Source organism: Vibrio sp. 2017_1457_13 (genome assembly GCF_030851525.1).
Taxonomy (GTDB): Bacteria; Pseudomonadota; Gammaproteobacteria; order Enterobacterales; family Vibrionaceae; genus Vibrio; species Vibrio metschnikovii.
Genome location: NZ_VHTA01000051.1, coordinates 1 through 546 on the forward strand (window position 1 = coordinate 1; position 546 = coordinate 546).

Sequence of the window (546 nt, forward strand, 5' to 3'; positions counted from 1 at the left end):
TGCCACTTTGTGGTTCATGACTGGGGTGAAGTCGTAACAAGGTAGCGCTAGGGGAACCTGGCGCTGGATCACCTCCTTACGTAAAGATTGTGCATTGATGAGTGTTCACACAGATTGATTTGGTTTAAGTAGTAAAGAGAGTATCTTAGTGTCCCGTTCGTCTAGAGGCCTAGGACACCGCCCTTTCACGGCGGTAACAGGGGTTCGACTCCCCTACGGGATACCACTTCTTCAATGAAGAAAATTGGGTCGTTAGCTCAGTTGGTAGAGCAGTTGACTTTTAATCAATTGGTCGCAGGTTCGAATCCTGCACGACCCACCATTTATATAAATGGGGCTATAGCTCAGCTGGGAGAGCGCCTGCCTTGCACGCAGGAGGTCAGCAGTTCGATCCTGCTTAGCTCCACCATTATATTAAATGGGCGATTAGCTCAGTTGGGAGAGCACCTGCCTTACAAGCAGGGGGTCACTGGTTCGAACCCGGTATCGCCCACCACTCTCTAAATGTTCTTGGATAACAATATCCAGCCGCGCAAGTTTACTTAG

At 49.5% G+C, this 546-nt stretch carries 4 tRNA genes and 1 rRNA gene; all 5 read left to right on the forward strand.

The features are described from left to right. Positions 1-79 (forward strand): 16S ribosomal RNA (locus FKN88_RS17460); the annotation flags it as partial. 71 nt (positions 80-150) lie between these two features. After that, positions 151-226: transfer RNA gene (locus FKN88_RS17465), tRNA-Glu, on the forward strand. A gap of 20 nt (positions 227-246) precedes the next feature. Next, positions 247-322: transfer RNA gene (locus FKN88_RS17470), tRNA-Lys, on the forward strand. Positions 323-333: 11 nt separating this feature from the next. Next, positions 334-409: transfer RNA gene (locus FKN88_RS17475), tRNA-Ala, on the forward strand. An 11-nt stretch (positions 410-420) separates the two neighbouring features. Beyond that, a tRNA-Val gene (locus tag FKN88_RS17480) sits at positions 421-496 on the forward strand. Positions 497-546 lie beyond the last annotated feature (50 nt).